Origin of the sequence: Brachybacterium sp. GU-2 (assembly GCF_030866705.2) — a bacterium.
Classification (GTDB): domain Bacteria; phylum Actinomycetota; class Actinomycetes; order Actinomycetales; family Dermabacteraceae; genus Brachybacterium; species Brachybacterium conglomeratum.
Genome location: NZ_CP133037.2, coordinates 851,081 through 875,507, shown reverse-complemented (window position 1 = coordinate 875,507; position 24,427 = coordinate 851,081). Strand labels below are relative to the sequence as shown.

Genomic DNA, 24,427 nt, shown 5'->3' with positions numbered 1-24,427 from the left:
ATGCGACAGCATCCCTGGTGGGGTGCTAATCTGATGCGGTCGCCGAGCGACATGGGGCTATGGCGCAGTTGGTAGCGCGTCTCGTTCGCAATGAGAAGGTCGGGGGTTCGAATCCCCCTAGCTCCACAATTTCAGACGTACTAGAACACCTGACATCGGTGGAAGCCGGTGTTGGTGCGAGGGCGGCGAACGGCTCAGCGAGCTTGATCGTCGCCCTCTCGTCTTCGCTGATCTCGATGCCGTTGGTGAGCGCTTGGTTGGCCAGCCGCTTGCCTTGGTCGTCGGCGCGCGCGTACAGGGTCGCGCAGTCAACGAGCAGGCTGAGCGCGGTGCTGAGGTGCTTGCGTGAGCCCTCGTGCTGGTCGTGTTCGCTGGCGAGGCGGCGGTCGATGTCTGCAAGCCCGGCCCGGATGCGGTCTTGGTGCCGTTTGAGGGTGTCGAGGTCGATGGCGTCGGCGAAGTGTGCGGCGAGCAGCTTGTCGCTCTCGTTCTGGAGCCGCTTGCGGTTCTCGGTCAGGTCGGCCAGTTCCTGGGAGCGGGAGGCGAGCCGTTCATCGAACGCTGTCTCGACCTGAGCGGCGAGGGCGGCGTACTGCTCTTCGGTGATGGAGATGTCTCGGTAGCAGTCCGCGACCAGCTGCTCGGCGATACCGACCGGCACGGCCCGCCGGGTGCAGTTCTTCCGTTTGGAGGCCCGACCGGAGCACACGTAGTAGGCGTAGCGCACGCCTTGCTTGTTGGCGGGGTAGTCCAGTTGCATCCGTGACCCGCACTGGCCGCAGAACAGGGAGCCTTTCAGGTAGTGGTCGTGCGTGCGGCGGCGCTCGGCCGCGATCTTGCGGGAGTCGAGTAGACGTTGGACTTGCTGCCAGGTCTCGACATCGACCAGCGGTTCGTGGGTGCCGGACTGCTCGGCTCCCTTGTAGCGGACGATGCCGATGTAGTACGGGTTGCGCAGCATCGAGAAGAACGTGGAACGGCCCACCGGCCCGGACGGACGCTTCGGCGTGGGTACGGTGGTGAGTCCGCGCGCGGTGGCCTCGGCGAGCAGGCTGACAACGGTGTGCTCACCGGTCGCGTACTGCTCGAATACCCACCTCACCAGCGGGGCGCGCTCGGCGTCGATCTCGACGGTGCGGTACTCGCGGCCCTGCTCGTCACGCTTGCGGACGTTGAGATACCCGACTGGTGCTCGCATCGGGGTTCCGCCGGTCTCGAACTTCTGGTTCAGGCCCTTGCTGACCTCGGATGCGAGGTTTTTGGAGTAGAACTCTGCGATGGAGGACATGATGCCGTGCAGCAGCATCCCCGAGGGCGTCTCGTCGATGTTCTCCGTCGCAGACACCAAGGTCACCCCGGCTTCGACCAGGCGGCGGTGAATCTCCACATCGTCCAGTCGGTTGCGGGCGAGGCGGTCGACCTTGTGGACGATGCAGTATGTGACTTGATGCGTGGCGATGTACTCCAGCATCCGTTGCAGGTCTGGCCGGTCAGCTGAGCGGGCGGACTCTCCGGCGTCCACAAACTCGGCGACGATGCGTGCGCCGAGGTCTTCGGCCTTGCGCGCGTTCGCCTGGCGCTGAGCGGGGATGGAGAACCCCTCGTCACGACCCCCCTTGGTCGCCTGCTCCTTGGTCGAGACACGTTGATACGTCACCGCTGTCAGAAGCGGCGACGTATCCGTGTCGTGTATCGGCATTGTCAGGGTCATGGTGGCCTCCTTGCTCGCCAGACGACGAATGGGCGTGCGTCGTGTTTCCGGTGCTGTGTCGATCACCGATGCGACGCTGCTGCTCATCAAGCTCCTGGGCGTGAAGTCCATCCGCGATGTGCAGAACCAGCGCGATCAGTTGCTTGTTGTCAGGCTTGGAGCGCACCCGAGGCTCGGCCGAGATACGTCGGCCCGTGCTCGTCACCCGGTAGTGCCTCATACCCGCCAGGTGAACTCGCCTGCCCGTTAGCGTCACGGGCGACGCGGCGTTCCTTGCGGCGGGCGGCACGGAGCCGGAGGTAGATGCCGAAGCCGTGAAAGAGGAAGCGGAAGCCCTCGCAGATCCCGATCAGAACGAAGAGGTGGAGCCACTCCGGGCCTCCGTTGTCGATCAGGACGGTGCACCCGTAGGCGAAACCGAAGTAGACGACCCCGGCGAGCACGGCCCACAGACCCCACTTCGGGTCGCGCTGAGTGCGGAACCAGTCGAGCAGGATGGTCGAGGGTATCCAAGGCCGCAGCACCCGGAAAAGGATGACGACTGCGATGAAGATGAGCCAGATCATGGTCAAGTCCTCCCGAAGCGGCGACGCTTCCTATGGGATGGACTTGCCGGGGCGGCTTCCCCGGTTCGTCTGCCACCTGCCTGGGGCCGGTGACGACTAGCTGAACATTGATGTCGCCTACCCCTAGTCTAGCGCCTGCACGCTGCTGTCGGAAGAGCGGTCGTCGTGGGTCGGGTACCTACCCGTATGGCCACGATGGAGCAGCTGGCGTTCGACTTCGATGAGTTCGCCCGCGAGGACGCCCGCGCGCGACTGCCCGAGTGGGCCGGAGCACCGCTGCACTACACCGAGGACTACTACCCACCGAGGCTGCTGGACGAGGCGTTTGAGCACTGGCGGTTCATCAACGGCAGCTTCGGCTCGTTCGCGCGTAGCCATATGTGGCACCGCTTCAGTCATGCCACTGTCGAGTTCGGCGAGCATCGCGCCGAGATGTTCCACGCCGATCTTCGCCCTGAGCCCGACGCGGAGGGGCCGGGCGATCTGCTGAAGAAGATCGTCTGCGGGCCGTGCGCGTGGCAGTCCGACGCCGGCGGCGAGTCAGATGCGGTCGAAGCGTGGCACGATCACGCCGTACCGGGGTGGCGAGACCTCCCCGTGGTTCCCGGCCAGATTCGGGTACGCACCGACAAGGGCCTGTCGAAAGTGGCCCTGCGGTGGATTGAGCAACGCTACCCGCAGCACATGCAGATACCTGGTGCCCCGATCATCACCGAACGCCAGCAGTTCGGCATCCGCCACGTTCCTGCCTACTCACCCTGGGGCGGCTACGACCTGTCCGCTACCGCGCTGGAGCGCCCCGCGCCTCGGCCCGCAGGTCACGCCGTGCGCCGGGAGCCTGCCCAGTTCGAGCCGTCAGTGAGCGCGCCGCGTCGGACCGGGCGCATGCTCGGCGACTGACCGGCACACGAGAGCGGGGCCGAAACTTGGGAGTAGGGCTTCGGCCCCGTAAGCGGTGCGATGCTCAGCTGATCTCGCCGGTCTCGGGGTTGAGGTTGGCGTAGAAGTCGTGTTCGAGTTGGCGGCGGCGCTCGACGTCGGCGATGACGTAGGCCACGAAGTCCTCGTCGCGGTCGGTGATCGGGGTGTCTTCGATCGGTTCGGCCTCGTCCTCGCCGGGCCAGACGGTCTGGCGCGTGGGCCGGTCGCGGTCGAGGCGGGTGCCGCACGCGGCGACCCAATCACGCAGCCGCTGCCTGGCGTCCGCGAAATCCCGGTGCCAGCCGATCGGGGCCGAACCGTTCTGCTGCGGGTCGAACGCGCACAGCCAATGGGTGTGAAGCGCTGAGAGTTCCCAGTGCAGCTCGGGGTGACGGTGCCACATGGGAGGCACCACCGACGACGGCAGCCCGTAGGTCGTGCGAAGCCAGTTCACCCACTGGTTCAGTTCCAACCATGCGGCCTCGGCGTCGTCGGCGGTCAGCAGATTCCAGTTGATCGGGCCGGGCGGTTCATCGAGCATCGGCCCCGCCGCCCCGACCCGGTTTGTGGTGCCGTGGTCGATTTCGGGTTCTGGCTCGTCCTGCTCGGGTACGAAGTCCTCTTCGTCATTCATGGTGTCGGCCCTGTCCTACTGCGACATCACGGCCGGTTCGCGCTGCTGCGCGGGCCGGTCGTCGCGCTCGAACCCCTGGCTGCGGTCGAGGCCCGGGGCCTCACGCTGCGGTGTCTCCTGCTGCGGCGCACGGTCGACGGTGTAGGGCGTCCACATCATGTCGTGGCCGATCTTCGTGGCCACGAACTCTTCACGCTCGTTGCCGTTCTGATCGGTAAACGGCCGCACGTACCCCTGTGCGATGAAGCGGTCGTCCTGCTGGAACTTCTGGCTCGCTTCCTCGGCGGTCTTGCGGAAGAGCACCATGTCGTGGAACGTGGTGCCGGTCTTGACAAACGAATCCTCGCCGTCACGACGGAAGTGATCGACGCCGACGCGCGCGTACAACCGCGCGATCCCGTTCTTGCTGTACGTGAGCCTGGGTTCGGAGTCGATGTATCCGACCAGCGCTTCACGTGGTCGCAGCTTCGCCCGTTCCTGCCTCTGGCCGTCGTGCGGCTCGTTCTGCTCGTCCATCAGCTTGCCTCCTACCTCACGGTGCCCCGCCAGTAGGCGGCGCTGCTTGTGTGTGGCGGCAAGGTGCACGAAGCGGCCCGCGAGCCTTAGAACCCTCGCGCGGGCGTCTCCCGCGCCCACGACTGCGCCGACGAACCAGCTCTGCTGGATACCGGGGTGCGTTCGGGGTTCGGGCGGACACCGAGCGCGGGCCGGTGTGCTCGCACGGTCTCGACGTTCAGCCCATTCGGTGGGTTCCCCGGCGCGGGTTCGGGTTGTGCTGCGTGGTCGATGTCTTCTTGCATCGCGGCCAGCTGGGTCTCGATTCTGGCGAGGTCTTTCTCCGCGTCGGCAAGGGCCTGGGCGTGGCGGAACGGCTGGCCGATGCGCTGCTCGGCATCGTCGCGTTCGGTCTCGGCGCTGGCGAGGTCGCTGCGGGCTTGCTCGAGGAGGGAGGGGATGCCGGATGCGCGGTTCTCGATGCGCTGGATGAGTCCGACGCCGCCGTCGAGGAACGACTGGCGGGTCATGATGAACCCGCTACGCGGCACCCCGTCGAGCCGAATGTTCACCACGGGGTCGGCCCCGAGTGCCGGGCTGGTCGAGACGATCACGTCAAAGCCGCTGATCTGGCCGATGACGCCGTGGTCGCGGGAGGCGTAGCGCGGTGCCCACTTCAGGTCGGAGTCGTGCGCCCAAGTTGCGAGCGCGTGTGCAGCATCGGCCCGGGAGGTGTAGGTGTTGTCGCGTAGCTCGATGCGGAACCTGTCACCGGAAGTGTCGGTCACGCGCGGCAGCACCGCTTCGAGGGCTTCGATGTCGGCTGCGGCACTCCGTGCATGGTCACTGGCGCGGTCGCGGGCGTGGACGAGCATCGACTCGTTGCGGTGATAGGCGCGTTCGAGACGGCGGAGCCGTTGTACTTCGGTATGCACCGTGGAGTGCTCCAGCAGAAGCGGGTTCCCCGAGGAGATGGCCTTGGCTTCGGCGGCGGATAGGGCGGATGAGTCAATCTCCTCGATCTCGCGGGAGTCGAGGTTTCCACGCATGAGCTGCGCGATGAAGGTCGCCTTCCGCTCGACCCCTTGCCACATGTAGGAGTCGAATGACCGTTCGGTGACGAACCGGACGATGCCGATCTCGGGGTTTTGGTTGCCTTGGCGCAGGATGCGGCCCTCGCGCTGGGCGATGTCGCTGGGTCGCCACGGGCAGTCCAGGTGATACAGCGCGACGGCCCGGTTCTGGACGTTGGTGCCGACGCCCATTTTCTGTGTGGAACCCATCAGCACCGCGACGTGCCCGGCACGCGCGGCAGCGAACAACCTGGCTTTGTCCACGTCGGTCTTGGCTTCGTGCATGTACCGGATGGACTCGGGCGGCATCCCGCGCACGACAAGCTGCGCCCGCAGTTCGTCGTAGGCGTTCCACTGGGTTGGGTTCGGGGTGCCGATGTCGGAGAACACCAGCTGCAACGCACCCCGCACGGGCGACTCCTGCCCGGTGATCGGGTCGAGGTAGATGTTGTCTTTCGTCTGCTCCCAGACCCGGTGGATGCTGTCGGCAGCCAGGTCCACCTTGGTCGGCCCAGACGGGTCGGTGGATGCGATCATGCGGATATCGAGGGCGGCCTTGCGCCCATCGGTCGAGATGGTGAGCATGTTGTCTTCGCTGGGCGACACCGCCCGGGCTGCGACCTTCTCGGCACGCTTGCCGAGGGTCTCGATGAACTGCTCCAGCTCGACCGTGGGCTGGATCGCGACCGTCGCCGGTGCCCGCCTACCATCCTCGCGCTCGGCGATCTCGGGGGTGGGCAGTTGCAGATCCTCGGCGGTCTTCACATCCGCGAAGATCGACCAGAGTTTCAGCATCTCGGGCACGTTCTGGAACTTGGCGAACCGCGTCTTCATGCGGAACGTGTTGTTGCCGGTCGGGGCCATCTCCATCTGCGTGACCGTCTGCCCGAACGTCGCCGCCCACGCATCGAACGCGCCGATACCGGCGGCGTCGAGCAAGTCCGGGCGCAGGTACTTCTGCATCACGAACGCCTCGGTCACGCTGTTCGAGATCGGCGTCGCGGTCGCCCCGGTGACCACCCGTTCGCGGCCTTCGGAGCGCAGGTATTCGAGCTTCATGTGCAGATCGGAGGCACGGTTGGAACCCTCGATCGCGGCGTCTTGGATGTTCGAGTCGGTGGCGAGGTTCTTGTACATGTGCATCTCGTCCACGACCACGTAGTCGATGCCGGTGTCCTCGAAGCACACCCCGGCATCTCGGCTGGTGTCGATGCGGGCTTTGACCTTGTTCTCCAGCTGGAGCAGCTTGCGCTGGATGCGTTTGACGCTCATCGCGTTCTCGCCCGTCGCGGTGGCGAGCACTTCCCGCATGTCGTCGACCTGGGCTTGGATGTACGCCTGCTGGGTCTCGGTGCGCAGTGGAATCTTCTCGAACGCGCCCTGCGTCATGAGCACGCCATCCCACTCGTTCGCCGAGGTCCGTGCGACGAACAGGCGGCGCTTGTCGGCGGTGAGGTCTTTGCTGGACGCGGCGAGAATCCGGGCCTGCGGATAGATTTGCAGCCACTCGCGGGAGAACTGTTCCAGCATGTGATTCGGAATTACGAGCACGGGCTTGTCGATCAGCCCCATGCGGCGCATCTCCATCACGCCCATGATCATTTCCGCTGTCTTGCCCGCCCCGACCTCGTGGAACAACCCGGCAGCCGGTTCGGCGATCATGCGGGCGACGGCGGAGCGCTGGTGCGGGCGCGGGGTGAAGTTCTCCGCCAGCCCCGGCAGGCTCAGGTACTCGCCCGCGTCGGTGTAGTCGCGCAAGACGATGGAGTTGAAGCGCCGGTTGTACTCGGCCACGAGCGTGCGGGCACGCTCCGGGTCTTCAAACACCCACTCGGCGAACCGCTCTTGCAGGGCGTCGGCTTTCTCCTGCGCGGCGGTGGTCTCCAGCGGGTTGAGCACGCGGCGCTTCTTGCCGTCGACGTTCTCGATCTCGTCGTAGACGAGCAGGGTCTTCTGCTCCATGATCGCCTGGGCGATATCGGGGGCCGGGCGACGCTCGGTGCCCCACTCGTTGGTGGCCAGCAGCCCTTGGCGTCCTCCCCGCACTTCCCACATGCCTGGCAGCGGGTTCTCCACGTTCACGTCGCGGGTGCGCAGCAGCTCGTTCAAGAACTGCGCGTGCACGTCGGCGCTAATCCACACCGCGCCCATGCGGGCGCTGATCTCTTCTACCCCGAGTGCTTCGGGTACGACCTCGGTGAGCGCGTCGACATTAGCCTGGAACGCCGGGTCGTCGGCGGCGCGCTCGGTGGCGTGCTCCAGCTTCATGCGCACGTCGCCGGAGAGATACGCGGGGGCGTGGATGAGCTCGTCGGTGATCGGGTCGGTGAACACCAGCCCGGTAAGCGAGGCGCGGGCTTCGGTTTCGTCCATGCCGAGCATGTCGGCGATCAGCGGCAGGTCGATCCTGCCGGTGCGGTCGAGGCTGACCGCTATCGCATCGGCCGGGGTGTCAACGCCTTGGGGTTCGGTGCGCGGGGAGACGACGCGGCGTGTCATGATCGCCGCCGGGGTCGCGGTCTGGTCGGTGTCGTCAAACTGCTCCAAGGCGAGCACGAGCGCCCCGAACGGGTCGGAGCGCAGCAGCCGGATCGGGGTCGGCACCGTGCGGGCGTAGGTGTCTTCCCCGGCCTCGTTGGTGCGGCCGGTGCGGCGCAGCGTGTACCGGTTCAGCGGCCCGTACCTGCCAGCATACTTCCGGTAGTCGCGGTACAGGCCCTCGCGCGCCTGGTTGATCTCGTCGGTGTCATCGACGGTCGCGGCCTCCAGTTCGAGCAGCCGGTGCGCGCCGTCGCGCAACCCCAGCAGGGCGCGCAGCTCCGGCCCCGCCGATTTCGGCACGTCCAACGGTTCGACGGAGCCTTGGACGACGGTGCCGAACCCGGTGTCGGTGGCGACGATGCTGCCATCCCACAACTGCGGCGGCGACGGCACACGCGCGGCCTGCCGTGCCTGATACTCCGCCGTGGGCGCAGTGAAGACCCTTCCGGTGCGGCGGGCTGTGAACGTGATCTGGTCGAGCACATCGGCCAGGTCGGCCTCCAGGCGGTCGAGGTCGCCATCGACGGTGAGCGTCGGGGTGCCGTACATGCCCTGCCGGATGCTCAGGGTGCCGAGCACATGCTCGGGGTGGTGATCGAAGTAGGCGTTGATCTTCGCGCGCTGTCCGTCCAGGCTGATCGGGGTGACCGTTTCCCACAGGTCATCTGCCGGGGGTTGCCCGTCCTCGCGGCGGTGCAGGATGAGCAGATCGGTCACCACGTCGGTTCCCGCCGTGCGCCGATGTGCCCCGGCGGGGAGCCTGATCGCGCCCACGAGGTCAGCGAGCATCGCCATCTCGCGGCGCGCGCCGGGGTTCTGCGCGTCCATCGTGTACTGCGACGTGAGCACCGCGACCATCCCGCCGGGCCGGGTGAGCCGCAGGCTCTTGAGGATGAAATGGTTGTGCATCGACAGCCGCGTCGGATTGTGCACCGGGTCGTGCAAGGTCACGTCTGAGAACGGCACGTTCCCGATCGCCGCATCGAACGAGGCTTCGGGCAGCCGGGTGTCGGCGAACGACTCAGTCCGTACCTCGGCGTGCGGATACAGGGCGCGGCTGATCGCCGCGGTCACCGGGTCGAGTTCCACCCCGGTCATGCGCGCGGTCTCGGGGGCCATGCCGAGGAACGTGCCCAGCCCGGAGCCGGGTTCCAGCACCCTGCCGCCGTCGAAGCCGAGCGCGGTCATGGTCCGCCACATCTGCCGCACGATCAACGGGTCGGTGTAGTGCGCGTTGATCGTCGTGCGTGCGGCGGCATCCCACTCGTCCGGGGTCAGCAGGCTCCGCAGCTGCTCACGCTCGGTTGTCCAGTCCTGCCTGGACTCGTCGAACACATCGGGCACCGCGCCCCAGCTCGACCAGCGCGCGAGCGTCTGCTGCTCATCAGCGGTCGCCGGGCGTTCCTGCTCGACCAGCAGCCGGGCGGTTTCGATCGCCGCGATGTTCGCGCGAAAGCGGGCTTTCGCGCCCGAGGGAGCGAGGTCGTCGTGCGTGGCGGGCACGAACCGCCCCACCGTCGCGGCAGGCTCCGAGTCGGTGGCGGTCTCGTCGGCGGTGGAGGTTAGCGGACTTCGCGCAGGAAGCGGATCGTCGCCGCTTCGGCCAGCAGGCTCTGGTGTTCTTCCAGGTACTGCCTCGGGATCTCCGCTTCGACCAGACCCTCCAAGAACCAAGTCGGCACGGCCCAGTCTTTGGCTTTCTGCTCCAGGTCGACCGTCGAGGGCATCAGGTCGGGGGCGTCTTGCATCCGCTCGGCCCAGGTCACCAGATTCTCGTCCGACGGCCGGGTCTGCTCCCACTCCTCGCGGGCCTCGTCCAGCGGCAGGCTCGGGTCGCTGACCCAGGCGAGTTGCTGCATCACGACCTCCTCCGCTATCCGTAGCGCCGTCATCCGGCGTGCCACGTCCTGCAAGTAAGTCTGCTCCGAAGAGGCCGTCTTCGCCAGCACCGACGCCGGTGTTGTCTCGATCTGTCGCGCCAGTTCGCTGATCTGGCCCTGCGCCTCCTGGCCCAGATCGGTGAAGAACCGGGTCGGGTCGTCGAGGTTCTGGAACCGCTGGGGTGCGTGGGTCTTCCAGTGCGCCATCGCCTGCGCTCCGTACTTGTTCATGTGTCGATCCCTCCAGTCCGGTCGCGGTTTCGGCTGCTTCGTTGATCTGCTCGTCGGCGGTCTGCTCGGCCAGCCCCCACAGGTCGAACTCGAGCTGACCGGGCGGCGCTTTCCGGCTCCTGCGGGCCATTGGCCATCACCTCCACGCCTCTGCCGTCGTTGCTGCGACCACCGATCGCAGCTCGCGGCCACGGTTCAGCGGTCGGTGAATGAGGTGCAGCTCAGGGGCCATTCGCGCCTCGTTCCAGCAACGCCTCGATCTCGATCCGATCGGCTTTCAGTCGCTCGCCGTCGTCTCGCTTCGTCCAGGCCCGCAGATCGGTGATGATCGGCGGGGCCGAGCGCAGCAGCGTGACCGCGGTGCCGAACGGGAGGGTGCGGATTCGCTCGGGCGGCATGATCGCGATGCGTCTGACCGAGCGTTGATTGGACCGGGTGCCGTGGTCGCCCAAGGTCACACTGTCGGTGAACTCGTCGCGTTCCCCGATCAGTGAGGAGAGGTCTTGCAGATCACGGCTGTTGGATGCGCCGCCGAGGACGATCTTGGTGATCGCGGCATCCCAGATCGCGTTGGCCTGGTTCTCGCTCCAGCGATCCCGCGCTTGGGCGAGGCTTTGGAGCACGGGCATGGCGGTGATTCCCGTTCCGCCTCCCTCCGACATGAGTGTCGGCAGGCTGGGAAGCGGGCTGAGGTTGGCGATCTCGTCCAAGGCCAGCAGCAGGGGCGGGTCGAGGCGTGCGCCAGGTGAGCGTGCCGCTACGCGGCGGGCTGCCTCGACGAGGTCTTCCACGAACGCCGCCACGAGCGCGGCACTCGCGCCCGCGCCCGCGCCGGTGGCGAGCAGGTAGAGGGTGCCGCGCGAGAGGATGAACTTCTCCGGGTCGAAGTCTTCGCCCGCGCCAGGTGAGACCGCATCGAGCACGCGCGGGTCGGCCAGGGCGCTCAGCGACAGTGACACGCCCTGCCAGATGGAGTCGCGCGTCCTCGGGTCGGCGTCGATCATCGCCTCCAGCGACTCGGCCCAGCCGCCCGCCGCGAGTGGGCTGTTCGTCAAGATCGCCACCGCATCGGCGGCGGCTGTGGGGTCGAGCGTCCACCGGAACAATTCCGACGGTGGCCTGTGGTCGATCGCGGCCGCGTGCAAGAGCGCCTGCAGCGCGGAGCGGGTCTTGCCCTCCCAGAACCCGCCGCCCTCCACGCCGCCCGAACTTAGGCCGGTGGCCGAGGCGAGGCCGGTTGCGCGGATCATCGCCGTCAGCGGGTCTTCGCAGCCCCTGATCGGTGACCAGCGCAGCCCGGCCGGGATGCCCTCGGCCAGGTGCTGCGGGTCGAACACGGCGGTCGGGCCGATGCGTTGGCGCGCGCGCAGGCTCGCGGTGAGGTTGTCCGGGCGGGTCGAGGTGGCGACCACTCCGCCGGGCGCATCCAGGATCGTCGGCACGACGATCTGGAGGGATTTGCCGCTTCGAGGCGGGCCGATGACCAGCAGAGAGTCCTCCACGCTGGCCCACACGTCAAGCCCATGCGAGGTGCCGATCCGATAGCCCACATCGGACGGCGCGGGACGCTCCAGAGAGGGCCGGAGATTCCCTGCCCGAGATAGCAGCGCCTTGGCGGAGGCGGCCTGAGCCACGTCATGTTTCGTTGCCGTGCCGGGAAGTCGATGAGGGTCTTGCGCACTCTTGCGCGACTGGCGGCGCAGGAGTGTCCACGCCCAGGTGATCGCCGCCGCCAGCAGCCCCAGCAGCACGACCGCGACGATCCAATAGGCGACGACACTGAGGCCATCGGCCTCCAGCGCGGTCGCCGGGTCGCCGGGGTTGAACAGCACCCCGACCCCGGCGGCGGGGCCGGCCAGGGGTTGAGCGGTGCCGGTGAGGAACGCCGCGACCGACCCGGCACCGCGCAGCAGCAGCGTGAGCGCGAACACCCCGATCAGTCCGATCATGGCGGCGTTGGTCAGCTCGTCACCGAAGGAGCCGGTCTGCCTGCCCGGTGCCGGGGCACTCATGACAGGCTCCGCACGACGAACGTGCCCGAGACCCTGCCCACGAGCACAACCTCGTCGCCGGGGTCGACGTGGTCACAGGCCAGGTCGATGAGCGCGCGGGCGGTGCCAGTCGGGGCGGCGTCGGTGTGCCTGATGATGTGGCACACCGCAATGTCCTCACCGGGCACGAAACCATCCCCGGTCACTTCCAGCAGCCGGGGCGCATCCGCAGGTTCGGGTTCCGGCGGGGCCGGAGCGGGGGTGTTCTTGCGGGCGGTGGCGGTGATGATGTCGGTGAACGTCGAGCCATCGGCCTCGGTGACCTCGACTCGTGCCGGAATCATCCGCTCGGCGGTGACCTGATCGACAATCCGCGCGAACGAGCCGCGCCGCCATGCGCCCTCGGCGACCGGCGGGGCGAGGGGTTCCCCGTCGACGGTGGCGCTCATCGTGCCGTCGTCGTGCACGGCGAGGCGGATCAGCGGCATCGAGACCGGCGCGGGAGCAGCGGCATGGGCAAGTGGTTTTCTCATGCCGTCAGGTGCGCCTGACGCCTCCCGGCGAGCGGCTAGAGCCTCGGCGCGGGCGGTTCGTTCCTTCGGCGGTGACCGATGCCGAACTGTGCGGCCTGAGTGGTGCGGTTCTGTATGCGCCGCGCCCAGTTCTCGGCCTCGACGAGCACCTGCCAGAAGTCCTCCGCACGCGCTTCGCCGGTGCGCTCGACGCCCCACATGTGCGTGCCGTCCGAGTGGCGCACGCGACGTTCCGCTGTCCACGTCCACGACGTCGGCAGCCGCTCGTCGTCTGACCAGTCGGTGCCGGTGTACTGCTCTTCGATCGCAAACCGTGAGCGGGTGTCGTTCTCCGGGTAGAACACGAAGTGCCCGGCGCCGAACGTCTCGGGATCTTCGTAGAAGAACTGCACCGCGCCCTCGTGCTTCCGAGCGATCCGGTTCAGGCCGTCGTCGAGCGCCGTCATCGTCAGCGTGAGGCGCTCCCGATCAGGTTCGCTCTGGCTCATCGCACGCTCCCGCCCGGAGAGCGCCCCGATGCCCGGGCACTCGTGTCGAAGAGCGCGAGCTCAGCAGGGTGCAACTGCTGTTGGACGACGAAGCTGCGTTCTTTGATGCGCCACAGGCCCTGCCCGACGCCGAGTGAGGGCAGCAGCTTACGCTCGGTGGTCGTCAGGCCGAGGGCCTTGGCGGTGACGCCCAGCTGGTCGGATTCCTGCCGGTAGATCACCCGCGTCTCGGCGTTCGCCAGCAGGCTGTTGGCGAGCGAACGCATGGCGCTGCCGGAGTCACCGACGTTCTCCAGATCGGTCAGCTTGTGGAAGATCAAGGCATTGGCGATGCCGTAGTGCCGGGCGAGCCGCCAGTGCGCGTCCATCCGTCTCAGCAACGACGGCTGAGACATCAGCCGCCACGCCTCGTCATAGATCACCCACCGTTGCCCGCCTGCCGGGTCGAGCAGCGCCGACTCCATCCACGCCGAACAGCACGTCATTAGCGCGCTGATGAGCGTGCTGTTCTCCGTCACCCGCGACAGGTCGAGGCTCATCATCGGCAGCGTCGGGTCGAACTGCACCGTCGAGGGGCCGTCGAACAATCCCGCCAAGTCGCCTGCGACCAAACGCCGCAAGGCGTGGCCGACGATGCGGCCGTCCTCGGTCAGTCGCCCGTCGGCGTCGTCGGACGGGGCGAGGATACGGTCTACGACCATCGGCAGAATCGGCACGGTGTTCTCTCGCACGGTCGCGATCAGCGCCGTGTCGATTGCGGTGTGCTCCAGCGGCGTGAGGCCTCGGTTGAGGACGACCTCGGCCAGCGCGCCGATGAGGTCGCGGCGGCGCGCTGCCACGGTGCTCTCCCACTCCGCATCGGTGAAGTGGGAGGGCCGATACCCCTCGTCCAGAGGGTTGAGCCTGTTGGCCATGCCGTGGCCGAGCGCGATCGCCCTGCCGCCGACCGCTTCAGCGATGACGGTATGTTCCCCTTTCGGGTCACCCGGCACGTACACGCGCCGCCCGAACGGCAGGCTGCGCGTGTAGAGCGACTTGGCCAGTGAGGACTTGCCGGACCCGACGATTCCGGCCAGCACGACGTTCGGCGCGGTGATGACGCCGTTGGCGTACAGCACCCACGGGTCGTAGACGAAGCTCCCGCCCGAGTACAAGTCTTGACCGACGAAGACACCGGACGAGCCGAGGCCGCCCTCGGCGACGAACGGGTACGCGCCGGAGAGGGTGGCGGAGGTGTCTTGATGTCGGGGCAACTGGAAGCGGCCCGGTGTACGCAGCATCGAGGGTCCGGGTTCCCCGGCGGCGGGCAGATACTGGCGTGCGGCGCGCTCGGCCTTGTCCGCTTCGGCGCGGGCCTTGGCCTCGTCTATCCGCTGCTGGCGCTGCTCGCGGTGCAGCTGGTCCGCGGCTTGGCGCCGCTGCTTGCGGTAGCGGCGCCGCTCTTTCGCGGGGGCGACCAGCACCGAGGCGTGCAGCTTCTCCTCGTCGCTGTGGCTCATCGTTCCAGCCCCCGGTCGCGCTTGATGTCCGCGATGCGGTCGGGGGTGAACCAGGACCCATCGCCACGCACGCGGTCGCGGCGCTCATCGAGCGCGCGGCGCGCGGCCTCGACGTTCGCCGCATCCTGTGCGGGCTCCACCCGCTGTGAACCGTCGGCGTTTGCTGTGGCGTTGGCTGGCGGGTTGTAGTCACGGTAGAGGGCGACGTTGCCGAGCGTCCGGTTGTAGGTGAGGGAGTAGCCGGCGGTCTTGGCGTATTTGTCGGTTGTGCTGTCGGGCAGCTCGTCGTAGACGTGCCCGTTTGCCAGCGCGGCATTGTTGGTCTCGTCGCCGTAGTCCAAGCCTCGCAGATACTCGATTGCCGCGTCGGTGCCGTCGCGGTCGATGAAGTCAAGCACCCGGTCGGCTTCCTCGCCCTGCAAGAACACCACGGTCACCCACTGGCGCTCGGACGGCTGCCAGGCGATGCGCCCCAGGTGCCCGGACGCCTGATCCAGGCAGCTCTCGGCGGCGCTGACATGCTGCGCGGCCTGGCGCAGCGCATCGGCAGCGGCCCAGACATCCGCGGCACCGAGGTCGCGGTCACCGTCGTCATGAGCGGCCCGGCCTTGGTAGGTGATACCTGCTCCGGCGAGCTGGATGAACGACTGTTCCAGCAAGCGGGTCGCGGCCAGTAGTTCCCCGACGATGCCGTGGAGCTTGTCGGGGTTGTCGATGCGTCGGCTGGCGTGCGCGAGGCCTCGCAACGCCGCGTTTGCTTCCGCAGCGTCAGCGGTCGGGTCGTTGAACGTGGGCATGTCGGACCTCCAGATGAACAGGTGCAGGTGGCTTCGAGGTGCGCCCGACGGCTCAGACCTTGCGGCACAGCGGCAGCGCGGCGGCGGTGAACGCTTGGGCCTGCTGGCCGACCAGCACGCGGGCCTCACACGAGGCTTGGATGGCGGCCTGCTCGATCGCAGCGACTGCCGCTTCCAGTTCCTCGAGCGAGTCGGCAGACACCGAGATCAGACCCGTGTAGCGGAGCACTCCGTGCCCGGCGGTGAGGTCTGCCTCCTGCTGGAGCACGTCGTGGTATTCAGCGGTTTGCGAAGCGTCTTCGATCTGCCCGATGCGGGCGCGCTGGGCCGCGTCGCTGATGTACTCGGTCTTCTTGCGGCGAATGTCGCGCGCGGCCTGATCGGTGCGCAGCGGGGTACAGATCAGCGAGAACGCACGGTGGATACCACTGGACAGCAACACGGGTGAGAGGAACCCCGGATGCACCATCGAGCGCGGCCACTCCGAAATCCAGACGACGGTGTGATAGGCCGAGTCGCTGCGCAGATGCCCCCACGACTCGGTGACCGCGACTGGCCCGGCGGTGGCGAGGTCGTGTCCGAGGTCGCCGTGGCGTTCCAGCGTCGCGGCGATAGCCGGGTCATACGCCGAGCGCAGGATGACCGCGATCTGCCCGGTGCTGAGCCAGCCCTTGCTCGTCAGGTCTGCCGAGCGCAGCGCTGCCGACAGGGTGCCCATCTCCTGCCGCAGTACGTTCGCCGCGCCCTTGATGCCGCCGCCAGCGGTGCGAATCTGGCGGGCGGCGGCGCGCATGTCCAGGCTCAGGCTGAGCGTGGTCGCGTGACGTTCCCCGGCAGGTCCGGCCCGGTCGATCAGCTCCTGATAGGTCGTCGCCGCCCACGAGCCGTCGGCGGTGCCGTGCGCGGCCCACCACTCGGCCAAGCCCTGCCCGGAGTCCGGCAGGGTGCGTTCCAGCACTTGCAGGGTGGCGATGCGCCCGGAGCGGCACACGGTCGCCAGCACCCGGCCCCACGCGGTCACGCGGCGTTCCTGCTCGCCGGGGTCGAGCAGCACGAACGCGGGATGGGTGATCACGGTGACGACGGTGAGGGTTCCGGCGGTCGGGTCGTGCACCATCCCGGCCCCGGTCTCGGGGTCGGTGTACTCGCGCAGCCGGGCCATGTCGCCGGGCAGCGCGAGCGTTCCCGCAGGGCGCGGGGTGACGATTCTGCGCCGGTAGGCCAGTTGCCCGCCGGTCTTGCGCCACAGCCACCAGCAGGCCACCGGCAGCCACTCGACGAGCGGGCGGCCCGCCACGGGAATCCAGGTGATCGCGGCAGCAAGTACCCAGATCGGGGCGGTGATGAGGAACAGGAGGCCGCCGCCGCCGTAGAACGCGGCCACGAGGCTCGCCCCACCGACGCCGAGGGTAATCAGCTGGCTCAGCGACAGGCCGAGCAGGATGCCGCGTCTGGTGAGGCGTGAGAACTTCACGGGCACCAGTTCGCCGCCACCTGGCTCGTGGGGCGTCTCCGGGCTGGGCATGGCGTGTCACTCCTTCGTCGGCTTGGGCTTCGGCGGCGGCGCGGAACTGGTCGGGGTTTTCGGCAGCGGTTGCGAGGGCGGCGGCGCGTGCGGGGTGACCGGAGCCGACCCCGCTTGCTCGGCACCGCTGGCCGCTTGATCGGCTTGACCGGCCAGCGCCTGGCCCGCTTTCGGCCCGGCGGTGGCGGCGGCTTTGACCACGGCGGCACCCGCCACGACTCCGGCGGCGACCGGCCCTGCCGCCGCCGCGCCTCCACCGGCACCGGCACCTGCGGCTCCGGCGGAGCCGCCTGCACCAGCTGCACCACCACTGCTCGCACCGGCTCCTCCGCCGCCTGCCGAGGACGGGGCAGGCGTGGGGTTGGCTTTGGGGCCTCCACCGGCCCCGCCGCCCCCGTTGCTACCTGCGCTGCTGGACTTGTCGCCGCCTCCCTTGCTGCCCTCGTCGAGCACCTTCTTCGGCTCGCCCCCTTGTGGCTTGCCCGGCGTCGGAATGGGCCGGTTGAGCGCGCTCTTGGCTTCCTGCTCGGTGCCCATCGAGTTGTAGAGGTCGAACCCGATGAACGACAGGAAGCGGTATGTCATGTACGGCGCGAACCCGGCCAGCGCCATCAGCACGACCCCGGCGAGGGGGTCGGCGATACTCGACAAATCGCCGTCGATCGGGGCCGACACCTGGGTCACTGCGACCAGCAGAATCACGACGAGTACGAGCTTGGAGAGGATGAGCGCGACGACGAACATCGCCCACTTGGAGATCCAGCCGCGCGTGGCATCCCAGGAGGCGCCGGAGAACGCGAACGGGGCCAAGACCACCGCGACCAGTAGGAGCGCCTTGCGGACTAGCAGGCTCAGCCAGACGATCGCAGCGGCTGCGATGGCCAAGGCCGCGAGGAAGATGGTCAAGATCGCACCGACACCGGGTGCCCCCACGTTCAGCGCGGTCAATCCGGCGACGAGGATCGCGATCTTGTCGCCCATCGTGGCTGTGGTTTCGCCAGCGGCTTGGATGATGCCGACCGAGAGTTGGTCAACAATCTCTAGCAGTAGGGCCGTGAGGGTGATCACCACGAAGGAGCCGAGGACGCTCTTGGCCAGCCCGAGGGCCGCTCGGGAGAGGGCGGCGGGTTCTCGGCGAATCATGCCCGTGATGAGCTGTAGACAGAAGAACAGCAGCATGACGAACACGGCGATTCCGAAGATCAGGTTGTAGACGCCTAAGTACTCGCCGCTGGTGACGTCGACCATCGTGGTCGTGTCGAAGACCGTCCAGACAGCCTCAAACATCCAGGCGGCTGCCGCGCCCATCGCACTGGCGAGCCAGTCGAATGGTGCCGAGATCAGCGTCGCTGCGGCTTCACCGGCGACGTCGCAGACGGTGGAGATGACGGGGATATCGCACACGCCCATCACGAGCCTCCTAGTGGTTCGGAGTAGATGGGCGGGTCAGACGGCTTGGCCGACGCCCCAGAAGAAGTTGATGAGCGTGACCGACGCGCCACAGACGACGGCGGCACCGCACGAGATCAAGACGCCGATCTTGCCGCGACCGGCCAGATGCGGGTTGGAAGAGTTGGACCCGTAGGCCCAGATGATCGCCGAGACAATCAACGCCAGGACCGACAGGATCAAGCCCACGGTCATGACTGCGCCGACGATGATGCGCAGCTGGTCGATACCCGGCAAGCCACTGGAGTTGGGGTCGATGTCGATCACGGCAGTTCTCCTTTGTGAGAGGACGGATGGTTCTGCCGTCAGGTGCTCTCCGCTGCCACGCACACGAAAGCGCCCGCCCCAGAGAGGGGCGGGCGCTCAGAAGAAGCCGGAGTCGTCAGAGTTGCTGGCCGATGCCAATCAGCCAGTTCATCCACGCGACACCGGCACCGGCAAGGACTGCGCCTCCGAGGGAGACCAGCACTCCGACGCGGCCCTTGGCGGCGGCGGCATAGTTGCCGGTGCTCGATGAGACCGCCCAGATGATCGCCGAGACGATCAGCATCAGCACCGCGATCACGAGCGCGAACATCAGCAGCGCCCCGACGACCTCCCGTAGATCGTCGATACCGGCCAGTCCATCGAAGTCGGGAAATACATCCATGACGCACCCCCGCTACTTCACCGTGACGTGCAGGTGGTCGTAGTGCCCACCCGTCACGTTGTCGGGGTCGTGCATCCCGCCGCCGTTGTAGGAACGCCAGCCCTCGGAGTCGCGCGAGAGCGACCAGATCTTGCCCTGCCAGATCAGGTACTCGACACCGAGAGCTTCGGCGTGGGTCTGCATCCACTCGGTGACCTGCCAGCCGTAGTCGAGTTGCTCGCTGGCCGGATACTGGCCGATCGCGTTGCCGAACGTCAGATCACACGCCCTGCCCAGGGGATGCTCTGACTGCGTGCCGGGCCGGGGCGAGTAGCAGCCCCAGCCCGTGTCGGGGAACTGGGCGAGAGTCTGCTCATACAGGTGCAGCATCCGGGCAGTGATCTGCCCGGTCGACGTCGGGTCATCGACCATCCGGCTCGGGTCGTCGCCGTCGAATGGAGCCGGGTCACCGGCGATACCGTTGGTGCCCGCGCAACCGTGGGGAGGCCCGACTGAGGCTTCGGGGAGGTCGGCGGCGTTGTGCTGGTTCAGCCATGCTGCCGGGTCGATCTGTTCGCCGTTGGTGCCGCCGGGTCGAACCTCGAAGTGCAGATGTGCTCCGGTGCTACGTCCACTCGACCCGACATCGCCGATGTGCTGGCCCGCGCGCACGTGATCTCCGACCGAGACGTGGATGCCGTGCTGCCACATATGCGCGTAGGCGGTGGCGACGGTCTGCCCGCTGATGGTGTGCTCGATGATGATGAGACCGCCGTAACCGCCTGAGAACTCAGCCACAGTCACTGTGCCGTCAGCGGCGGCCAGGATGGGGGTGCCGTCAGCTGCGCCGAGGTCGAGACCGGAGTGATAGGAGGTCTCGCCGGTGAATGGGTCGCTGCGATACCCGAACTCGCTGGTGACGACCCAGGTGCCCTCGGGCAGCGGGAACACCACGCGCGAAGACTCCGTGACTTGTCTAGTCGTCACCAGGTAGGGGCCAGTCGCGGTGGTCGGGCCGCCGGAGCCGGTGAGGGCACTGAGGATAGTGGCCGCGACCGGCTCGTAGTTGTTGTACCTGTCCGGGTGGGCTGAGACCTCGACAGCCTGTGCCGCCTCGCCCTTGCCCATCTGCTGCCAGCCAGGAATGTCGAGCAGGCCACGCGGACTCGGGTAGTTGGGGCCGTCCGGCCCGCCGTAGAACGCCCGCGCTTGATACGTGGAGTCCATGAGGTCGGCGACCGTTCCCCACCCCGACTGCGGGCGCATCTGGAACAGGCCGAGTGAGTCGTGGTCTGAGCCATTGCCATCGTTCGGGTAGTCGGCGCTCTCGGGGTAGGCGGAGGTGTTCGACAGCATCCGCAGGCTGGATTCGGTCAGTGCGGCCATGAGCGCGATCTGGATGCCGTCGCGCCCCACCCCGTCGATGCCGGAACCGATCTCGATGATGGTGGCCGCGTGCGTGAGTTGCTGCCGGTTGAGCGTGATGGTCTCGCCGTTCGCGGTGGTCGCGGTCAACGAGTCGGGGATGTTCCCTACGGTGATGCCGGAGCCGTCGATGGTGCACTCGGCGTTCGCGGAGGGGTTCATCAGCACGCCGATACCCAGCAGGCCCATGAATGGGCCGAGCAGGAGCAGAAGGGCGAGGGCGATGACTGCTTTCTTCATCGTCATGGCCTCCGTCTCAGCGCAGTGGCTGGTCGAGAATCGACAGGCGCAGCAGGTAGCAGGACGGCACGACACCCGCATCGGGCGTGCTGGTCTCGCTTTGGCTGCCGGTCGGCGGGTCGTCGGGCGGGCAGGCGAGGAAGATCGTGAACGCCACCGAGTGCTCGGAGGTCACGGGTTCGTCGTTCCAGATGCCCTCGCGGTGCCGGGTGCCCTCGATCGTGATGGCGGTCGCCCCGACCGGGAGTTGTCCGGGCCGGGCTTGTTCGACCGCTTGTGCCCACTGCTCGGGCACGTAGGCTTCGGTGATGGTCAGGTGCTGGCTCGTGCTGTACTGGCGCAGATCGACCCAGGCGTCACGCGACGGCAGGTAGGAGGCGATGTCAGAGGCCAGGCCCGCCTGCTCGTTCCCGGTCGGGTCGCCCACGTCCAGCAGCACGGCGGTGTAATCCAGCGGCAGGAACCCGCTGGTGGTATCCCAGGTGAACAGCACGTGCGCGGCCTCGCGCGCGAACTCGTCGGGGTCGGTCGACGGGGCGATGTAGGGCAGGCGCGGAGTCGGCCGGGTCGGGTCGGTGGGCGCAGGCGCTGCCGGTGCTTCGGGTCGGGTGCCGTCGTCGTTCGGGCCGGTCACCAGCCCGTAGACGCCGATCGCAGCCAGGACGAGGAACGCGACGCCGGCGCAGACAAAGGAGATCAGTCGGCGGCGGGTGCGGGCGGGATCATCGGGAGTCGTCTTCATGACCCCCAGGTGCGCCGTCCGCGCACCCGACGAGGGTCAGAGCGCCCGGAGGTGCCTGCGCGGATTGCTCAACGCCTGCCGCGCCGTGCGCAGGTCGTCGGCGAACGTGCTGGTGCCGTCAGCGGTCGCCAGGAACGAGGCGATCTGCTCATCGCTGAGTTCGTTCGCCAGCACCTCGGCGTCGTAGTGCGTCCACCAGTCGGCAAGCTCGCTCCAGGTGGCGACGAACGCGCGCACCGGCCACCGTGCAGGCTCGGCCGCGCCCGCGAAGGTGACCGGCGCAGGCTTGGTCTGTGCCGCCTGCGCGCGGGCGACGGCCTCTCGTGCGAGTGCCTCCAGGTCGGTGGTCTCGCTTGCGGTCTCGGTGACGGCGGCGCGGATGCGCTCGAAGCCGGGATGCACCGGGGCACCGGCGTCGATGCGTTCGAGTTCGGCAGCGGCGTCGCCGCGCACCGTGGCGGGCAGGTCGGGGTCGTCGGTGACTTGCCGCAGGTAGTCGATCTTGTCGAGCGTCTTGTACGACGCGCCGCCGGGAATCATCGCGGCGGCTTGCTCGCTGGCACGGCCCACAGGTTCGGACGGTGCGGGAAACTTTCCCGCACCGTCCTTTCCGGGCTGGTTCTCCGCGCTGAACCGTGTCGCGGCCTGCCTGCGCGCGGCATCCTCGGCCATGAGGGTCTTCAGCTCGCGGTAGAGCGCAGCCGCCTCGACCGGGGTGAGGTCTTTGTGGAGCATGTTGTCGTCTTGCTCGGCCAGCAGGTGACCGAGCCTGCCCGAGATGCCCGAGCGCACCCACACGCTCACCGTGCGCCAGCCGAGCATCTTGATTGCGGCCAGCCGCCTCGCACCGCACACCAGCACCCCGTCGATGGTGACCGTCAGCGGTTGCAGGAGGCCGTCGCGGGCGATGGACTCGGCCAACGCGGTCAGGTCACCCAAGTCAGTGCGGTGACGGTTGCCGACGACGATGGACTCGACGGTGCGGTTGAGTTCGATGTGCCCGGTATGCCTGCTCATGACCGGCCCCCACGTTTTGGGGCCGCGAGCGAGATCATCAGCACGAGATCGTCGTCGCGCAGCAGCGCGCGCAGGCTCTCGCCGATCAGCAGCCTGAGCAAGATGCCGCGCCCGGCAGCGGTCGCGGCGTAGGCCGGGCTGGGGTGCCCGAGCAGTGCCTTCAGCAGCGCTGTCCACGCGGTGCTGTTCACGTCGAGCAGGGCGCGGGCGTGCTTGTCGCGGCGCAGCGCTTCATAGGCGCTCTGGCGGCTGCCCGCCCGGGCAAGCGCCTGGCAGATGTGCTCGACCCCGGCGCGGGCGACATGCGGGGGCCAGCCCAGCAGCGTGAACAGTGCGATGGCGTCTTCGACCGCCGAGTCTGTCGAGCAGCACGCCGTCGTGCTTGCCGGTTCGTCCGTGCCAGTCGGGTCTGGGTCGGTAACGTGGAACGCCGTGTGGTAGTCCGTGAGCGGGTTCTCTCGATCTGACAGCCGCTCGGCGTCGTGGAACGCGGAGATGTGCGGACGCCGGGCTTGATGCACCGAACAGAGCAGGCCCTGCCCGCGTTCCTCGGCGATGCAGGTGATGCGAACCGCGTGGGTCACCACGCCCCACGGATCGTTCGCGGTGCGGGCGGCCTTGGTGCGCATCACATCGAACGCGGCACTGGCTGCCTCCCACGGGTCGAGGCCGTGCTTGCGGGCCAGCGCCCCGTACTTGTCGGCGGCGTAGGCCATCAGGTCGGCGGCCACCGGATCGCACTGCCAAGCGCCAGGGCCGCCCTCGTGCAGTCGGTTCAGCAGGGCACGCAAGCCCTCGCTGCGAGTGAAATCCTCCGGTACGTGCTCGGTTGTGCGAGTTGTCATGGTAGGCACCTCCTGCCAGCCAGGTGCGCTCCCATGCCCAACAGGTCGGGGGCGGTCGGGCGTTCGCTGTCGAATCATCGCTACTCACCACTTCACGACTTCCCGACCGCGGCCCTCGTCGGCGCGTGGTGCCGGGCACCGTGCCCGAACGCCGTCAGCGGCGACAGCCGCCTGGCCCGGTCGCTGAGGTTCCGCAGCCCGGCCACGAGTGGTTCGCGGGCCTTGCGTGACATCTCGACTTCCATGTCGATGCCCCGCCCGGCCAGCGACGCCGTGTTACGGGCGATGAGATCGGTGGGCCGCACCCACTCGATACCGCGCGCCCGGTGTTCCTCGAGTTTCTGCTCGACCTCTGCCGCCTCAGCTGCACCGGTCATCTCGTCAGTCGCGGGGGTCTCGACCGTGGTGTCCTTGCGCTTGGTCACGTCGGCAGCGGCGACCGCCTCGGGCACCTGCCGAACCTCGCTGCGGTCTTCCGGCATCTCCGGTTCAGGCACATCCTCGACGTGCCAGTCGTCGTAGGCATGCGCCTGCTCGCGCGGGTCGATGTTCATGGTGTTGTCTCCATCTCTGTTGTGGTTTCCGGCTCCTTGACCGGCGGGGTAAACCAGCGGCCCACCGTCGAGGCATGGACGCCGAGCTCGTCGGCGATGGCCTTGTTCGACCAGCCGGCCTCCCGCAGCCGAGTGGCACGCTCACGCCGCCCCAGCACCAGCTCGGCCTCCGGGTCTGCTTCGGACTCGATCGCGGCCATGGGTTCGGTCGCGGCGGATAGCTCGGGCGGTGCCTGCGCCGTGCTCGGTGGCGCGGTGGTCGAGCGTGTGAGGACGACGGTGAGGTGCGTGCTGGCGAGCAGTACCAGCGGCGGCACGGCCGCGACCGTTGCGGCGAGCATGGCGGGCACGCTGGCGTCGGCGGCGACGATCGCGTGCAGCGCGTTTGCAGCAACCGACACGAGTGCTCCGCAGATCAGCAACGCCCACGGATACCAGGCACCCCGGCGACCATCGAGTGCGACAACCGCGATGGTGGAGACTACGATCAGGCCGTCCACGAGCAAGGGCCAGATCCACGCCTGCCCCGGCGCGATACCCGACCGGGCCGCGAGATCGGCCAGCGCCATGAACGAGAGCCAGAACGCGCCGATACCGATCAGCACGGTGCCGGTCGCGGCGGTCACCACCGCCCAACCCCAT

General features: G+C 67.9%; 22 protein-coding genes, 1 tRNA gene and 1 pseudogene. 3 read left to right on the top strand and 21 right to left on the bottom strand.

Annotated elements, in window-relative coordinates:
* Nucleotides 1–53 precede the first annotated feature (53 nt).
* Both RBL05_RS04080 and RBL05_RS04075 read left to right on the top strand, forming a co-directional pair.
* Nucleotides 54–126 (top strand) — tRNA-Ala (locus RBL05_RS04080).
* A gap of 229 nt (nt 127–355) precedes the next feature.
* Nucleotides 356–766 carry a hypothetical protein gene (locus tag RBL05_RS04075; RefSeq protein WP_036341021.1) on the top strand — a complete coding sequence of 137 codons (411 nt, stop codon included), beginning with the start codon at nt 356–358 and terminating at the stop codon, nt 764–766.
* Here RBL05_RS04075 and RBL05_RS04070 read toward each other — a convergent pair.
* Together RBL05_RS04070 and RBL05_RS04065 are read right to left on the bottom strand one after the other, a co-directional pair.
* A pseudogene (locus tag RBL05_RS04070) lies at nt 686–1,699 on the bottom strand (recombinase family protein); the annotation flags it as partial. The gene RBL05_RS04075 and the pseudogene RBL05_RS04070 overlap by 81 nt on opposite strands.
* A 161-nt stretch (nt 1,700–1,860) precedes the next feature.
* Nucleotides 1,861–2,277, bottom strand: a complete 417-nt coding sequence (locus tag RBL05_RS04065) for a hypothetical protein (protein ID WP_036341018.1) — start codon at nt 2,275–2,277, stop codon at nt 1,861–1,863.
* Nucleotides 2,278–2,463: 186 nt separating this feature from the next.
* Here RBL05_RS04065 and RBL05_RS04060 point away from each other — a divergent pair, with 186 nt between their 5' ends.
* Nucleotides 2,464–3,177: a DUF6349 family protein gene (locus tag RBL05_RS04060; RefSeq protein WP_036341015.1), complete on the top strand. Its 714-nt coding sequence runs from the start codon at nt 2,464–2,466 to the stop codon at nt 3,175–3,177.
* A 64-nt stretch (nt 3,178–3,241) separates the two neighbouring features.
* On the opposite strand, the gene RBL05_RS04055 is transcribed toward RBL05_RS04060, so the two are convergent.
* From RBL05_RS04055 to RBL05_RS03965, 19 genes are all read right to left on the bottom strand, one after another.
* Complete coding sequence (locus RBL05_RS04055; protein WP_036341012.1) at nt 3,242–3,832, bottom strand: hypothetical protein; 591 nt, start codon at nt 3,830–3,832, stop codon at nt 3,242–3,244.
* Nucleotides 3,833–3,847: 15 nt separating this feature from the next.
* Nucleotides 3,848–4,348: a single-stranded DNA-binding protein gene (locus RBL05_RS04050; protein WP_052001302.1), complete on the bottom strand. Its 501-nt coding sequence runs from the start codon at nt 4,346–4,348 to the stop codon at nt 3,848–3,850.
* 86 nt (nt 4,349–4,434) lie between these two features.
* Nucleotides 4,435–9,444, bottom strand: a complete 5,010-nt coding sequence (locus RBL05_RS04045; protein WP_231919627.1) for a helicase — start codon at nt 9,442–9,444, stop codon at nt 4,435–4,437.
* A gap of 59 nt (nt 9,445–9,503) precedes the next feature.
* On the bottom strand, nt 9,504–10,052 hold the full coding sequence (locus tag RBL05_RS04040) for a hypothetical protein (protein WP_036341009.1): 549 nt from the start codon (nt 10,050–10,052) through the stop codon (nt 9,504–9,506).
* A gap of 221 nt (nt 10,053–10,273) precedes the next feature.
* Nucleotides 10,274–12,064, bottom strand: a complete 1,791-nt coding sequence (locus tag RBL05_RS04035) for a TraM recognition domain-containing protein (protein WP_036341006.1) — start codon at nt 12,062–12,064, stop codon at nt 10,274–10,276.
* Nucleotides 12,061–12,531: a hypothetical protein gene (locus RBL05_RS04030; protein WP_231919628.1), complete on the bottom strand. Its 471-nt coding sequence runs from the start codon at nt 12,529–12,531 to the stop codon at nt 12,061–12,063. The genes RBL05_RS04035 and RBL05_RS04030 overlap by 4 nt, the downstream gene beginning before the upstream one ends.
* Before the next feature lie 80 nt (nt 12,532–12,611).
* Nucleotides 12,612–13,064 (bottom strand): hypothetical protein, encoded by a 453-nt coding sequence (locus tag RBL05_RS04025; RefSeq protein ID WP_036341000.1) that lies wholly within the window; start codon nt 13,062–13,064, stop codon nt 12,612–12,614.
* A complete protein-coding gene (locus RBL05_RS04020; protein WP_058630946.1) occupies nt 13,061–14,563 on the bottom strand; it encodes an ATP-binding protein in 1,503 nt (500 codons plus the stop codon). Before RBL05_RS04020 ends, RBL05_RS04025 begins: the two co-directional genes overlap by 4 nt.
* A complete protein-coding gene (locus RBL05_RS04015; RefSeq protein WP_036340994.1) occupies nt 14,560–15,360 on the bottom strand; it encodes a hypothetical protein in 801 nt (266 codons plus the stop codon). Before RBL05_RS04015 ends, RBL05_RS04020 begins: the two co-directional genes overlap by 4 nt.
* 52 nt (nt 15,361–15,412) lie before the next feature.
* Nucleotides 15,413–16,885: an SCO6880 family protein gene (locus tag RBL05_RS04010; RefSeq protein WP_052001299.1), complete on the bottom strand. Its 1,473-nt coding sequence runs from the start codon at nt 16,883–16,885 to the stop codon at nt 15,413–15,415.
* Nucleotides 16,886–16,891: 6 nt separating this feature from the next.
* The gene (locus tag RBL05_RS04005; protein ID WP_058630945.1) at nt 16,892–18,295 is read right to left on the bottom strand and encodes a hypothetical protein; all 1,404 of its coding nucleotides are present in this window, start codon (nt 18,293–18,295) and stop codon (nt 16,892–16,894) included.
* 36 nt (nt 18,296–18,331) lie between these two features.
* Nucleotides 18,332–18,601 carry a DUF6112 family protein gene (locus RBL05_RS04000; protein ID WP_052001297.1) on the bottom strand — a complete coding sequence of 90 codons (270 nt, stop codon included), beginning with the start codon at nt 18,599–18,601 and terminating at the stop codon, nt 18,332–18,334.
* A 115-nt stretch (nt 18,602–18,716) separates the two neighbouring features.
* A complete protein-coding gene (locus RBL05_RS03995; protein ID WP_036340989.1) occupies nt 18,717–18,983 on the bottom strand; it encodes a DUF6112 family protein in 267 nt (88 codons plus the stop codon).
* A 12-nt stretch (nt 18,984–18,995) separates the two neighbouring features.
* Nucleotides 18,996–20,627 carry a M23 family metallopeptidase gene (locus tag RBL05_RS03990; RefSeq protein WP_231728765.1) on the bottom strand — a complete coding sequence of 544 codons (1,632 nt, stop codon included), beginning with the start codon at nt 20,625–20,627 and terminating at the stop codon, nt 18,996–18,998.
* A 16-nt stretch (nt 20,628–20,643) separates the two neighbouring features.
* On the bottom strand, nt 20,644–21,369 hold the full coding sequence (locus RBL05_RS03985; RefSeq protein WP_036340984.1) for a hypothetical protein: 726 nt from the start codon (nt 21,367–21,369) through the stop codon (nt 20,644–20,646).
* A 36-nt stretch (nt 21,370–21,405) separates the two neighbouring features.
* Nucleotides 21,406–22,386 (bottom strand): ParB N-terminal domain-containing protein, encoded by a 981-nt coding sequence (locus RBL05_RS03980; protein ID WP_058630943.1) that lies wholly within the window; start codon nt 22,384–22,386, stop codon nt 21,406–21,408.
* Nucleotides 22,383–23,231, bottom strand: a complete 849-nt coding sequence (locus RBL05_RS03975; RefSeq protein ID WP_036340978.1) for a hypothetical protein — start codon at nt 23,229–23,231, stop codon at nt 22,383–22,385. Before RBL05_RS03975 ends, RBL05_RS03980 begins: the two co-directional genes overlap by 4 nt.
* Nucleotides 23,232–23,323: 92 nt before the next feature.
* Nucleotides 23,324–23,785: a hypothetical protein gene (locus tag RBL05_RS03970; RefSeq protein WP_052001295.1), complete on the bottom strand. Its 462-nt coding sequence runs from the start codon at nt 23,783–23,785 to the stop codon at nt 23,324–23,326.
* Nucleotides 23,782–24,411: a DUF2637 domain-containing protein gene (locus RBL05_RS03965; RefSeq protein ID WP_080695015.1), complete on the bottom strand. Its 630-nt coding sequence runs from the start codon at nt 24,409–24,411 to the stop codon at nt 23,782–23,784. Before RBL05_RS03965 ends, RBL05_RS03970 begins: the two co-directional genes overlap by 4 nt.
* Between the last annotated feature and the right edge of the window lie 16 nt (nt 24,412–24,427).